The sequence below is a fragment of the Streptomyces sp. NPDC005576 genome, assembly GCF_042871745.1.
Taxonomy (GTDB): domain Bacteria; phylum Actinomycetota; class Actinomycetes; order Streptomycetales; family Streptomycetaceae; genus Streptomyces.
In genome coordinates this window covers 1-11,982 of the sequence record NZ_JBIAJC010000010.1, presented here as the reverse complement: position 1 = coordinate 11,982, position 11,982 = coordinate 1, and the positions used below count along the sequence as shown (strand labels likewise).

At 72.5% G+C, this 11,982-nt stretch carries 10 protein-coding genes and 2 pseudogenes; 3 read left to right on the top strand and 9 right to left on the bottom strand.

Annotated elements, in window-relative coordinates:
• The first annotated feature begins 30 nt into the window (after positions 1-30).
• On the top strand, positions 31-861 hold the full coding sequence (locus tag ACFYPN_RS18860; protein ID WP_389299484.1) for a L,D-transpeptidase family protein: 831 nt from the start codon (positions 31-33) through the stop codon (positions 859-861).
• Between the two features lie 154 nt (positions 862-1,015).
• On the opposite strand, the gene metG is transcribed toward ACFYPN_RS18860, so the two are convergent.
• Together metG and ACFYPN_RS18850 are read right to left on the bottom strand one after the other, a co-directional pair.
• Positions 1,016-2,623, bottom strand: coding sequence for a methionine--tRNA ligase (gene metG / locus ACFYPN_RS18855; protein ID WP_358765593.1), 1,608 nt, complete (start codon positions 2,621-2,623; stop codon positions 1,016-1,018).
• A gap of 158 nt (positions 2,624-2,781) precedes the next feature.
• Positions 2,782-4,500, bottom strand: coding sequence for a VWA domain-containing protein (locus ACFYPN_RS18850; protein WP_389299481.1), 1,719 nt, complete (start codon positions 4,498-4,500; stop codon positions 2,782-2,784).
• Between the two features lie 374 nt (positions 4,501-4,874).
• Between ACFYPN_RS18850 and ACFYPN_RS18845 the strand changes: the two genes are divergently transcribed.
• Positions 4,875-5,288, top strand: coding sequence for a S4 domain-containing protein (locus ACFYPN_RS18845; protein WP_358765589.1), 414 nt, complete (start codon positions 4,875-4,877; stop codon positions 5,286-5,288).
• A gap of 81 nt (positions 5,289-5,369) precedes the next feature.
• Here ACFYPN_RS18845 and ACFYPN_RS18840 read toward each other — a convergent pair whose 3' ends face one another.
• The 4 genes from ACFYPN_RS18840 to ACFYPN_RS18825 form a co-directional block, all read right to left on the bottom strand.
• Complete coding sequence (locus ACFYPN_RS18840; protein ID WP_389299477.1) at positions 5,370-7,325, bottom strand: FUSC family protein; 1,956 nt, start codon at positions 7,323-7,325, stop codon at positions 5,370-5,372.
• Between the two features lie 88 nt (positions 7,326-7,413).
• Entirely contained in the window at positions 7,414-7,659 is a 246-nt protein-coding gene (locus ACFYPN_RS18835; RefSeq protein WP_358765586.1) for a DUF2630 family protein, read from the bottom strand.
• A gap of 102 nt (positions 7,660-7,761) precedes the next feature.
• Positions 7,762-8,754: an NADP-dependent oxidoreductase gene (locus ACFYPN_RS18830; protein WP_389299474.1), complete on the bottom strand. Its 993-nt coding sequence runs from the start codon at positions 8,752-8,754 to the stop codon at positions 7,762-7,764.
• A 120-nt stretch (positions 8,755-8,874) separates the two neighbouring features.
• A complete protein-coding gene (locus ACFYPN_RS18825; RefSeq protein WP_358765583.1) occupies positions 8,875-9,738 on the bottom strand; it encodes a hypothetical protein in 864 nt (287 codons plus the stop codon).
• A 120-nt stretch (positions 9,739-9,858) separates the two neighbouring features.
• Here ACFYPN_RS18825 and ACFYPN_RS18820 point away from each other — a divergent pair.
• A pseudogene (locus ACFYPN_RS18820) lies at positions 9,859-10,269 on the top strand (hypothetical protein); the annotation flags it as partial.
• Between the two features lie 258 nt (positions 10,270-10,527).
• On the opposite strand, the gene ACFYPN_RS18815 reads toward ACFYPN_RS18820, so the two are convergent.
• The 3 genes and pseudogenes from ACFYPN_RS18815 to ACFYPN_RS18805 all read right to left on the bottom strand — a co-directional run.
• Positions 10,528-10,950, bottom strand: coding sequence for a universal stress protein (locus ACFYPN_RS18815; RefSeq protein ID WP_389299471.1), 423 nt, complete (start codon positions 10,948-10,950; stop codon positions 10,528-10,530).
• Positions 10,951-11,093: 143 nt separating this feature from the next.
• On the bottom strand, positions 11,094-11,768 hold the full coding sequence (locus ACFYPN_RS18810; RefSeq protein WP_389299468.1) for an FMN reductase: 675 nt from the start codon (positions 11,766-11,768) through the stop codon (positions 11,094-11,096).
• Between the two features lie 5 nt (positions 11,769-11,773).
• Positions 11,774-11,982, bottom strand: a pseudogene (locus ACFYPN_RS18805) (5,10-methylene tetrahydromethanopterin reductase); the annotation flags it as partial.

Sequence of the window (11,982 nt, the reverse complement as noted above, 5' to 3'; positions counted from 1 at the left end):
CGGCCGGGGGTTCTCTTCCGTCCGGGTACCGTGCCTCGCACGGTTCCGCGCCGCCGACGGCCGGCTCTGCTCGTCGCTCCGGTCCTCGCGCTCCTGCTGGTGCTCACCGGCTGTGGTGCCCACACCTCCCCCGCGGCCCCTGCGAAGACCGTGGGGGCCGGGGTCCGGGCGGACGGCGAGGGCGGCCGGGGGACCGCCGGCGCCACCGCCGCCCCGGCGCCGCCCGCCCCGTCCGCGCCGCCTGCCCCGTCCGTATCCGTACCGCCGCTGGAGATCCCGGGGCTGGGACCGCAGACCCGGGCGGAGATCCCGGTCGACGCCCGGCAGGCGTTCGTCGTGACCGGTCAGGGGGTGGACTCCAACGAGTCCACCGCCGTCCTCTACGCCCGGGACGCCCCGGACCGCAGCTGGACCCCCGTCTTCGCACCCTGGGCCGCCCACAACGGCATGGAAGGGTGGACCGAGGACCACGTCACCGGGGACCTCAGGTCCCCCGTCGGCGTCTTCGGCCTCACCGACGCGGGTGGCAAGCTGCCCGACCCCGGCACGCTCCTCCCCTACGACGAGGAGGAGTACTTCGCGGTGGAGGGCGACGGCTTCTTCGGTGAGCCCTTGCAAGGCTCCTTCGACTACGTCGTAGCCATCAACTACAACCGTGTCGAGGGGGTCAGCCCGATCGACCACGAGCGCCCCCTCGGGGAGGACCGGGGCGGCGGCATCTGGATCCACGTGGACCACGGCGGCCCGACGCAGGGCTGCGTCTCGGTCTCGGAAGCGCGGATGAAGGAACTACTGCTCACGCTGGACCCGGCGAAGAAGCCGGTCGTCGTGATGGGCGACAAGGCGTCACTCGCCCGCTGATGACGTATCCGGACCCTGGGCGGTGTCCCGGTGCCCGGGTACGCCGGAAGGGCGGGGCCACGGGGGTCCCGCCCTTCCGGCATGTCCTGCGTCATGGGCCCCGAGGCCCCATCCCGTACAAGGCCCCACCAGGGTTGGTGCGGCCGTGCGCCGGCTACGCGGCCGGCTTCTCCTCCAGGCGCGGGAAGAGCACCGCACCCTTGGTGACGGTGGCGCCTGCGGGCAGTCGGCCCCAGGTGGCCGCATCCTGGACGCGCTGGTCGGCCAGCGCGCCGAGGGAGGGCTCGGCGCCGAGCGACTCCCACAGCTTCTGCGAGGTCTCCGGCATCACCGGGTTCAGCAGCACCGCGACACCGCGCAGCGCCTCGGAGGCCGTGTAGAGGATGGTCGCCAGACGCGCCTGGCCCTCGGGCGAGGTGTCCTTGGCGACCTTCCACGGCTCCTGCTCCGTGATGTAGCCGTTGACCTGCTTCACGAAGTCGAAGATCGCCAGGATGCCGGCCTGGAAGTCGAGCTCCTCACCGATCTTCTGGTCCGCCGCGGCGACGGCCTTCGCGAGGCCGTCCTGGACCGCCTGCTCGGCGTCACCGGCGGCGGTCGCACCCGGGAGCGTGCCGCCGAAGTACTTGCCGATCATGGCGGCCACCCGGGAGGCGAGGTTGCCGTAGTCGTTGGCGAGCTCGGAGGTGTAGCGGGCCGAGAAGTCCTCCCACGAGAACGAGCCGTCGCTGCCGAAGGCGATGGCGCGCAGGAAGTACCAGCGGTACGCGTCCACACCGAAGTGCGAGGTCAGGTCCTGCGGCTTGATGCCGGTCAGGTTCGACTTCGACATCTTCTCGCCGCCGACCATCAGCCAGCCGTTGGCCGCGACCCGGCCGGGCAGCGGGAGGCCCTGGGCCATCAGCATCGCGGGCCAGATCACCGCGTGGAAGCGCAGGATGTCCTTGCCGACCAGGTGCACGTTGGCCGGGAAGGTCGCGTCGAACTTCTCCTGGTTGGAGCCGTAGCCGACCGCCGACGCGTAGTTGAGCAGGGCGTCGACCCACACGTAGATGACGTGCTTCTCGTCCCACGGCACCGGGACGCCCCAGTCGAAGGTCGAGCGGGAGATCGAGAGGTCCTGGAGGCCCTGCTTGACGAAGTTGACGACCTCGTTGCGGGCTGACTCCGGCTGGATGAAGCCGGGATTGGCCTCGTAGAACTCCAGCAGCTTCGGACCGTACGCGCTCAGCTTGAAGAAGTAGTTCTCCTCCTTGAGGATCTCCACCGGCTTCTTGTGGATCGGGCAGAGCGGGGTGCCGTCCTCGGCCTGGATGAGGTCCCCGGGGAGCTTGTACTCCTCACAGCCCACGCAGTACGGGCCTTCGTACCCGCCCTTGTAGATCTCGTCCTTGTCGTACAGGTCCTGGACGAACTCCTGCACCCGGTCGGTGTGACGCTTCTCCGTGGTGCGGATGAAGTCGTCGTTCGCGATGTTGAGGTGCTCCCAGAGGGGCTTCCACGCCTCTTCGACGAGCTTGTCGCACCAGGCCTGCGGGGTGACGCCGTGCTGTTCGGCCGTGCGCATGATCTTCTGACCGTGCTCGTCCGTGCCGGTGAGGTACCACACCTTCTCGCCACGCTGGCGGTGCCAGCGCGTGAGCACGTCGCCTGCGACGGTCGTGTAGGCGTGGCCCAGGTGAGGAGCGTCGTTGACGTAGTAAATGGGGGTGGAGACGTAGAACGACGTCTCTCCCTGCTTCTCGGATCCAGTGGCCGCCATGGCCAAAATCCTAACGGTCCGCAGGAGGTTCCCCCGACTCCCCGCTCCTCGCTCCCGCCCGGAACCGCCCCAGGGCCCGGGACGCGGACGGCGGGCCCGGTGACCGGGCCCGCCGTGAGGTGCGGTGGAGCGGTGGTTCAGGGGTGCGGGGTACGAGGTCAGCCGACGGAGCCGCCGGACCTGGCCGCGATCCAGGCGGGGAGCCCGGCGAGGATCTCCCGGTAGAACGTGGCGTCCGGGATCGTGGCGGGCGCAGGACCGGCGTGGAAGAAGCCGAAGTGTTCGGCGTCCAGCCTCCGCAGGAAGTCGAAGCCCTTGGCGTCGTGGTCACCGAAGGCGACGAACTGGAAGAAGAGCGGCAGTCGCGCGGCTTCGGTCAGTGCCTGCTTGGCCGCGACCTTGGCGTCCGGCGGACCGTCCGTCTGGAAGACGACCAGCGCGGGGCCGGTGGAACCGGACTTCTCGTAGTGGGAGACGACCTCTTCGACGGCCCGGTGGTAGTTGGTCCGCCCCAGGCGTCCCAGACCGGCGTTCAGCAGGTCGATGCGCCCCTCGTGGCCGTCGAGGCCGAGCGTGCCGGTGCCGTCGATGTCGGTGGAGAAGAAGACCACGTCGACCGAGGCGTCCTCGTCCAGGTGCGCGGCGAGGGCCAGCGTGCGGTCTCCCAGGTGCTGGGCGCTGCCGTCCCTGTAGAACGGCCGCATGGAACCCGAGCGGTCGAGCACCAGGTAGACGGAGGCCCGCAACCCGCTCAGCCCCTCGGCCTTGAGCGCGGCCTGCGCGGACTTGTACGGGGCGACCAGCCCGGGGGCGCGCGACTTCACCCGGGCGAGCGGGGTGGCGGACTTGGCGGCGGTGCCCGGGGCCTCCGGCGCGGCGGGGGCGGCCTGGGCTTCCACCGCGGTCACCGGGGCGCCCGCGGCTTCCGGGGCGACCGCGGGTTCGTGCGCGCCCGCGGCTTCCGGGGCGACCGCGGGTTCCGGGACGGCCGGGGCCGTTGCCTCGGGGGCGGGCGTTTCGGCGGCCGGCTCGGGCTCGTAGTCGATGATGATCGCGTCGAGGGCGGCCTCGGTGGCCTTCTCCGCGGCCTTGGGCTCGTCGGCCGCGGGCTGGGCGGCCGCGGGCTGCGGGGACCCGACCTGCGGGGCCTCGGGCTCGGTGAGCTCGGACTCGGCCTCGGGCTCCGGGTCCATGTCGATCGTGATCGCGGCGGCGAGCACCTCGGGCTCGATGACCGCGGCGTCCCCGGCCGCGGTTTCCGGCTCGGACGCGGCAGCCTGTTCGGCGACCGGCTCGGCGACCGGCTTGGCGACCGGGTCAGTGACCGGCTCGGCGACCGGCTCGGCCTTGGGCTCGACGACTGCCTCGGCGACCGGCTCCGGCTTCGGCTCGGCGACCGGCTCGGCCTTGGGCTCGACGACTGCCTCGGCGACCGGCTCCGGCTCCGGCTTCGGCTTCGGCTTCGGCTCGGCCGCCGACTCGGCGACCGGCGCCGGTGCGGGCTTCGCTTCGGCCGCGGGCTTGGGGCCCGAGTTCTGGGCGGGCACCGTCGGCGTCGCGGCGGTGGACGGCTGGTCGAAGGCGGCGGCCACCAGCTCCGCCGCGTGCCCCTTGTCCGACCGGTCTTCCCCGTCCGTACCGGCCGTCCCGTCCGTACCCGCGTCCGAGGAGGTGCGGGAGGCGGAGGAGAGGGGGGAGGCGGCGGGCGCGGGAACGGTCACCTTGGACTCGGCAGCGGGAACGCTCTCCGGGACCGCGTGCGACTCCGGCTCCGGCTCCGTCGATCGGGCGCGCTCACCCTGGGGAGGAACGGTGGCCGTGGTCGGCTCGTCCTGCTCCCGGCCGAACACCTTGCGCAGCAAGCTCCGAATGCCCATGGGCGAGGCCTTTCGCGTGAGTTGGGTGCGGGATATGTCCGACCCGTGGAAAATCATCCCTGGCCAGGACGGATACGTAAGGTTAGCGGCCGGATCCGGCCGTTCGGCGGTCCGGCCCGCGCGCGGGTGAACCGACGCGCAACCGTTTCCTTGTGAGAAGCCAAGAGTTCGGCGGTCAGGCGGACTTCGCCGCAGGTTCATGGGCTCGTTCCTCAACACCCGGACGGACGTACCTCGTCACGGTGCGCACACGTCCTGCGCCCTCCCGGGCGCATGGTGGTCCGCCTCGGGTGCGGTCTCCGTGGTACGGACTCCCGCGCGGACCGTGCCGGACTCACATGCCCTGGCCGGGAGCTCCCCGTTACAGTCGGAGCATGGTTTCGGTTTCCGGTGAGGCTCCGCAGGCGGCAGGCAGCGTCCGGGTCGATGTGTGGATCTGGTCGGTCCGGTTGACGAAGACCCGGGCGCAGGCGGCGGCCGCCTGCCGTGCCGGGCACGTCAAGGTCGCGGGGGAACGCGCGAAGCCCGCCCAGTCGGTGCGGGTCGGCGACGAGGTGCGGCTGAGGCACGAGGGCCGGGACCGGATCGTCACCGTGTCGAAGATCGTGAAGAAGCGCGTCGGCGCACCCGTGGCGGTGGAGTGCTTCGTCGACACCAGCCCGCCCCCGCCGCCCCGGGAAGTGGCTCTCCAGGTGCCGGTCCGCGACCGGGGTACCGGGCGCCCCACCAAGCGCGACCGCCGGGAGATGGACCGGCTCCAGGGTGGCCGGGACGCGGGATCGCGCTGAACCGGAGACGCCTGCCGTCGCGAGGCGGACCGGTGGCGCCCGTCACCACTCTCCGTGGTGCACGTTTCACGTGAAACAACGTCAAGGCTGGGGAGAGGCGATGGCTCGGGCGGCCGCGACTTCCTGGCAGAGCGGACCGAGCACGCTCTCCTCGTCGGCGGAGAGATCGGCCCGTACCCCCACCAGGGTTTCGCTGGAGCGGATTCCGGCGGCCAGCTCCCGCAACTGGCCCTCGATCATGATGGCTTCGCCGGGCTCGGGTGCCGGCGCTCCGTAATTCAGGCGTACCCGGGCCGCTGTCGCCGCGTCGACGATGCGCTCGACCGCGACGACCAGCGGCCACCAGGCCGCGGCGCGCGTGCCCATGGGCGGCGGTTCGGTGAGGGCGCGCTGGAACTCTGAGCGGACCGCCGAGAGGTCGCGGTAGAGCCGCCGACGCGCCCGGACGCGCTCGGCCCGGTCGAGCTCGCTGGTGAGGTCGAAGGCGTAGGCGACGTAGTCGGCGATGTCCTCCACCGCGTCCGCGAGCCGGTCGCCGACGCGGGTGTGCCAGCTCTCCGGCCAGAGCAGGTAGCCGGCCACCAGCACGATCGCGCATCCGAGGAGGCTGTCGAGGAAGCGCGGCTGGACCAGATCGAGGCCCTGGTGGTTGAGGAGGTCGGAGAGCAGCAGGATGGGCGGTGTGACGGCCGCGGTCTGGAACGCGTACCCCTTCGCCGTCAGCGCCGGGATCAGCGCGGCGAGGACCACCATCGCCGGGACGAACCACCAGCCGGTCGGCACCTCGGCCAGCACGGGAGCGGCGACGACCAGCCCGGCGGTGGTGCCCACCGCCCGCAGTACGGCGCGCGAGAACACCGAGCCGTAGTCCGGCTTGAGGACGAAGGTGACGGTGAGCGCGACCCAGTAGGAGCGTTCCACCGGGATGAGCGAGGTGAGTGCCTGGGCCAGCCCGATGCAGAGGGCCAGACGCAGCCCGTAGCGCCAGGACGCCTCGGAGAGCAGTACGGACCGGAGCGCCCGGCGGACCCGGACGCGCAGGGCGGCGGGTCGGCCGAGCCGGTCGTCCACGTTGTGCGGGTCGGGGCCGGCCCGGTGCACGACGGTCGCGGTGTGGCGCAGCGCGCTGTCCACGGCGCGGGTGGCGGGCGAATCGGGCGCGGGCAGTTCGGGATCGGGGAGCCCGGTGCGGCCCCGTTCGATGTCGTCGGCGAGAGCACGGACGGCTGCCGGGACACCATCGGGCAGCGTGCGTCCCTCGCCGTGCGCGGCGGGTGCCGCTTCGACGAGCGGGATGACGACATTGAGCTGGGAGAGCGTCCGCACCATGGCGGGACTGCGGCCGTGGTAGCGGGCCCGCCGGGCGAGGATCAGGTCGTAGGAGGTGTTGAGGCTCTCGGTGACGTCCTGGCGGTGCAGTTCGTACGCGGGGGTCCCGGCGGCGTGCAGCAGGGCGGCGACCGCGCGGTAGGTGCGGGCGACCGCGGTGCGTTCGGGGAGCGTGCGGCGGAAGGGCCAGGAGAGCAGGGCGAGCGCCAGCACCACGAGCCCGCCGAGTGCGAGGAGTACCGGGGCGACCCACCAGGGGTCGGGCATCGGGAGACCCGCGCCGATCACGGAGTTGAGCAGGAACAGCAGGCCGGAGACGGATGCCACGGCGCCGATCGTGGACATCATTCCGGAGACCAGTGCGATGGCGGTCAGCACGCCCACGGCGGCCCATCCGGTTCCGTACACGAGCGAGCCGAGGGTGACGCCGATGGCCCCGAAGAGTTGCGGCACGGCGATGTTGAAGATGCGCATCCGGTAGGCGTCGGCGGTGTCGCCGATGACACCGGAGAGCGCCCCCATGGAGACGAGGGCACCGTAGGAGGGGCGGTCGACGGCGAAGCCGACGGCGAGCGGTGCGGCCATCGCGACGGCGGCGCGCAGTACGGCCGCCCACGGGATCGGGGTGGGCTGGGGGCGGAGTCCGTTCAGCAGCCAGGGCGGCGGCGTCACGCGTCGCTTTCCGGTGCCGGCTTCGGCCGTGGCCACTGCTCACTCTCCTCGTGGGACTGCCCGGAGCACGGACCGGCCGGGTCTCGTCGGGCCGGCCCGGATCGGGCGTGTTCGGTCGTGCGGTTCAGCTCTGATACCCCTCCACCTCGTCGGCCGGCCGTACCCGGGCCTTCGAAGGGTCATCGCCGTACTCGCTCAGCGCGCGACGCTGTCGCAGCAGGTCCCAGCACTGATCGAGTTGGACCTCCACCGTACGCAACCGGATCTTCTCCTCCGCGGACAGGCCGAGGGAGGCGGTGGACCGGTCGCGCAGGGACCGTTCCTCGGCGACGAGTTCGTCGATGTTCGCGAGGATGTCGTTGTCGGGCACAGGGGTTCCTTCCGTGGAGGGCGGACGGGGCGGGCGGCACGGGCGGGACGGCGGCCCACCCGCAGCGGGCCGGGTGCTGGTGCGGGGCGGTCGGGGAGCGGATCACCGGGTGGGGTGTCCGGCACCGCCGCCGGGCCGGAGGACGAAGACCGTCTTGCCCCGGGCGCCGCCCGCGCGGTTCTGCGCGAGCGCTCCGGGAGCCTTCTCCAAGGGCAGTTCGACGTCGATGGGGACGACGAACGCCCCGCTGGTCACCGCTGCGGCGAGGGCGTCGAGCAGAAGGGCGGACGGGGCGAGCCGGAAGTCGACGGGGGGAGGGCCGACGTGCCGTGTGCGGTTTCCGGGGGTGCCGGTGGCGCCCCGGGTGGTGAGCGCGATGCCGCCTTCCCGGACGAGGGCGACGTGCGCGGCGAAGGCGTCCGGAGTCTCGGAGACGAGGTCGGCGAGGGCGTCCACCCCCTGCGGGCACCCCTCCCGTACGGCGGTGGGGAGCGATTCCGGGCCGGCTGAGACGTCCAGGGTGCGGGCGGCGCCGAGAATGGCCATCCGGCGGCGTTCGTCGCCGCGTACGGCGGCGAGCACGCGTACGCCCCGGGCGGAGGCGAGCTGGGTGAGGTAGCTGCCGATGCCGCCCGCCGCTCCGACGATCAGCAGGGAGTCGCCTTCGCCGGCGCCCGAGGCGGCGAGGATCTGGCAGGCGGCCGTCCCGGCGGTCGGCAGCGCGGCGGCGACCTTGAGCGAAAGGCCGGCCGGGACCAGGGCGATGGGCGAGTCCTGGTGCACGGATACGTAATCGGCGTAGGCGCCCCGGCCGGGCAGCGGGTGGGCGACCCGGCCGAACACCGCGTCGCCCACCCGGAAGCGGCTGGGGCCGCGGCCGATCATGTCGACCCGGCCGGCGAAGTCCACCCCGAGGACGTGCGGGAGGCCCTGGGGGGACGAGCCCGCCGCCGGGGCGTCGGCGCGCTGCCAGTCGCACGGGTTGAGGGCCGCGTACTCGATCCGTACCCGTACCTCGCCCGGCTCCGGGTCGGGCTTGGGGAGTTCGACGAGTGCGGGCTCCCCGAGGAGCGCGGTGACGGCGACGGCACGCATACGGGAACCTCCCAGTCACCCCGGCGTTCAGGCTCAGCTCCCACTCTCGCCCGGCCCGTTCCGTGCCGCACGCGGAGGCGGTCCCCGCCGGTGCGGGGGCCGGGGCAGCCTGCGCCCGCGTCAGCGGGGACGGCGCGAGGGCAGCAGGTACCGGGCGGTGAGACCGGCCACCAGCAGCACGGCGCCCACTCCGAGGAGCCACCACACCGTGGTGCGCAGCGAGGCGGTCAGCGCGTCGGAGATCGCCGCCGCACCGGCCCGGTCGCTGTCGGGCACCGCGTCCAGCACCTCGGAGCGGCCCACCGCGATCAGCACCCGCAGGACGACCGCGCCCAGGAGGAGCCCGCCGCCCACGACGGCGGTGGCGAAGAGCCCGGCCCGGCGGCCGCCCCGGACCGTCGCCAGCCCCACCACCAGCACGAGGAGGACCAGGGTGGCCACGGCCGGCCAGACGCTGGCGTACCGCAGCCGGCCGAACGTCCGGCGCACATGGTCGGCGCGGTCCCCGGAGAGGACGGTGAGTTCGGTGCGTTCGACCGGGATCTGGTCGGCGAACGGCACCCCGCTGTTCTCCAGCTCCTTCTTCACCTGCTCGATCACCGGGGCGAGGTCGAGGGTCACCGCCTCGCCGGAGTCGCCGTCGAGCGCGGCCGTGATCGAGGTGTGGGCGGTGCGGTTCGCCGCGTCCCAGGCGGTACGGAAGGCGTCCGTCGTGGTGAACGACAACACGCCCTGGTGCAGGAAATCGCGCATGGTGTCCTGGAGCGCGCCGAGTTCGATCCGCTTCATCACCTCGTCGGTGATGAGGTCGGCGACGGTGTCGCGCACCGCGGGGTCGGAGGAGAGCGGGGAGACGGCGGCCACGTACCGGTCGGTGTCGTCGATCTCCAGGTCGACCCAGGCGGAGAGCGCGCTCAACGGCACCAGCACGGCGAGCAGGACGAGCAGCACGGCCGACAGGATCGCTGAGAGGGAGGTCCGCATCTCCTCAGGGAATCCCGGCCGCCGGTGCCGCGCCCCGAGCCGTCGTCCATTCGAGTTGCCGGGTGGCGCGGCCGGGTGTGCGCTGGAGTGAAAAGGGGGCGACGGAAGGAGCTCTCCGCCATGGCCACACACGCAGCCATGCCCGCCGGGTCGAGGCCCGAGGCGCGGCGTGCTCGGACGCCGGCCCATCACCGCACCGCGATGGCCTGGGGGGTGCCTCTGCTCCTCGGTGTCATCTACGGCTTCTACGCCGCGTTCATCCGGCGTGACGGCGGCCCGAGTACGGGTGGACAGGTGGCGCTGGGTTTCGCCGCCGGTATCGCGTTCGCCGTGCTCTGCCTCGCCCTGGCCAGGTTCCAGTACGTGATCCCGCGCGAGGCGCGGGCGACGGCCTACGGGGCGCTGACGGCGTCCGCGATCGGCTTCCTGGTGAGTCTGACCGACACCAGTGTGCTCCGCTCCACCATCCTCGGTCTGGTGGTCGGTATCCCGGTGGGGCTCGCCATGTACTACTTCTTCTACTCACGGGAGGACTGGCCGGAGGAGCGGACCACCGACCGCACCACCGGCGGGACGATCTACCGGGCCACCGACCGGACCGCCCACCGGATCACCGACCGGCCCTTCGCCGAGGAAGGCGCGGGCGACCGCCGAACCGGCGTCCGGAGCGACCGGACCGGTGACGGGCTCCGGTGAGGACGGGGCCGTGGACGGCGATGAGGGGCGCCCCGCACGGGGGTGCCCCTCATCGCCGTCCGTTCGCGCTCGGCCGCTCAGCCGCTCAGATGCTCAGTCGCGTACGACGGTCACCGGGCAGGGGGCGTTCTGGGTGACGTGGAGGCTGACCGAGCCCAGCAGGGTCGCCTTGAAGCCGCTGTAGCCGCGCGCGCCGACCACCAGCAGGTTGGCCCCCCGGGCGCGGTCGATGAGGTTCTGCGCCGGGTTGCCGAGCATCACGACCTTGCTGATCCCTGCCGCGCGCTCCGCGCCGAGGGCCTCTTCCAGTGCCTCGGTGAGGGAGACCGTCGCCAGGGCCTGGGGGTCGAAGTCCTCCGGCAGGCCCGGCATCATCGAGGCCCAGCTCGTGGCGGGGTACTCCCAGCTGTTGGCGGCTTCGACGGTGTCGCCGGTCAGCTCGCCCTGGCGCACCGCCCAGTGCAGTGCCTTGATCGACGATGCCGAGCCGTCCACACCTACGACGATCCTGCCCATGTTCTGCCTCCCGCTCGGTCCCGCTCGGTCCCACTCGATCCGATGTCCGGTCCACACTCTAAGCAGACTGGACATTCGGGACATCCGAGTGCGTGTCGGGGTGCGCGTGTCCGTGGGACACGGCCCCGGGCGGGGCGCCGGGATCAGTCGAGCCGCAGGCCGGCGAGCTGCTGCGCGAACGGCACGATCGCGTCGAGCCCGTCGTCCAGTCCCAGTGACCGGGAGGCACCGGAGACGGTACGTCCCAGAACGGCCGAGGCCAGCTCGCCGCCGGCCCGCCGGATGCGGGACGGCAGGCCGTCGGTGTACTCGTCACCGGACGAGCCCCAGTCCTCCGACGCCGCGTAGACCGAGGTCGGTACGGTCACGGCCCGCAGGTAGGCGAAGAGCGGGCGCATCGCGTGTTCCAGGACCAGCGAGTGCCGGGCCGAACCGCCGGTCGCGGCGATCACGACCGGCTTCCCGGTCAGCGCGGTGTTCTCGATCAGGTCGAAGAAGGACTTGAAGAGACCGCTGTACGAGGCGCTGAACACGGGGGTCACCGCGATCAGCCCGTCCGCCCCGGCCACCGCGTCCACGGCATCCCGCAGGTCGGCCGGCGGGAAGCCGGTGACCAGGTTCTTCGCGATGTCGACGGCCAGGTCGCGCAGCTCGATCACACGGACCTCGACCTGGCGGTCCTGGCCTGCCTCCAGCTGCTCCCGGGCGGCCGATGCCAGCCGGTCGGCCAGCATCCGGGTCGAGGACGGCTGGCTCAGCCCGGCCGACACGGCGACGATCCGGAGCGGGGTGGTGGTGAGGCCGAGGGGCGTTGTCATGACGGTCAGACCTCCTTCGAGGTGGTGTGGGCGGCGAGGAGTGAGGCGTGGGTGGGGGCGTCGGGGACGTTCGCGGGGCGGAGGGCGGCGAATTCCTTGCGGAGGACGGGGACGACTTCTTCGCCGAGGATGTCGAGCTGTTCGAGGACGGTCTTGAGGGGGAGGCCGGCGTGGTCCATGAGGAAGAGCTGGCGTTGGTAGTCGCCGATGGTGT

Excerpts from the sequence above, each read along its gene's own strand:
- metG (WP_358765593.1), bottom strand. The coding sequence starts at position 2,623 with ATGGCGGCCACTGGATCCGAGAAGCAGGGAGAGACGTCGTTCTACGTC.
- ACFYPN_RS18850 (WP_389299481.1), bottom strand. The coding sequence starts at position 4,500 with ATGGGCATTCGGAGCTTGCTGCGCAAGGTGTTCGGCCGGGAGCAGGAC.
- ACFYPN_RS18845 (WP_358765589.1), top strand. The coding sequence starts at position 4,875 with ATGGTTTCGGTTTCCGGTGAGGCTCCGCAGGCGGCAGGCAGCGTCCGG.
- ACFYPN_RS18830 (WP_389299474.1), bottom strand. The coding sequence starts at position 8,754 with ATGCGTGCCGTCGCCGTCACCGCGCTCCTCGGGGAGCCCGCACTCGTC.
- ACFYPN_RS18825 (WP_358765583.1), bottom strand. The coding sequence starts at position 9,738 with ATGCGGACCTCCCTCTCAGCGATCCTGTCGGCCGTGCTGCTCGTCCTG.
- ACFYPN_RS18815 (WP_389299471.1), bottom strand. The coding sequence starts at position 10,950 with ATGGGCAGGATCGTCGTAGGTGTGGACGGCTCGGCATCGTCGATCAAG.
- ACFYPN_RS18810 (WP_389299468.1), bottom strand. The coding sequence starts at position 11,768 with ATGACAACGCCCCTCGGCCTCACCACCACCCCGCTCCGGATCGTCGCC.